Here is a 366-nt window from a genome sequence, read left to right as displayed (position 1 = left end):
AAGGTGACCGGGTCGCTGGGCGGACGGGTCAGTCGGGCGGAGGTCCAGCGCGAACTGCAGGAGATCTACACCGCTCTGGTGTCAGCTCTGGGCAGTGGAAGTCTTGACGGACATGGCGAAGCCTTCGGTGAGGTGCGGGCGCTGCTGAGCGAGCTGTCACGCAACCGCGCCGAGCAGGGTTTCAGGCCCAGCGAGACCGCGGTCAGTGTGTTTTCCCTGAAAGAGGTGCTGGAGCCGGCGCTGTCCGGTGAGGACAGTGATCTGCAGGCGTACCTGAAGTTCTCCGGGCTGCTGGACACCTTGGGGCTGTTCACGGTCGAGACCTACACCCAGGCCCGCGAGGAGCTGATCTCCGCACAGGCCGAG

General features: G+C 65.3%; 1 protein-coding gene. It reads left to right on the top strand.

Going from position 1 to position 366, the window contains the following annotated elements; translation table 11 throughout:
- The coding region (locus G3I42_RS04245; protein ID WP_203606345.1) for an RsbRD N-terminal domain-containing protein at positions 1 to 366 on the top strand (366 nt) is incomplete at both ends.

It is taken from the genome of Streptomyces sp. SID11385 (assembly GCF_010548245.1).
Taxonomy (GTDB): domain Bacteria; phylum Actinomycetota; class Actinomycetes; order Streptomycetales; family Streptomycetaceae; genus Streptomyces.
Note: the sequence above shows the minus strand (reverse complement) of the source record. Positions and strands in the feature narration are given on the sequence as shown.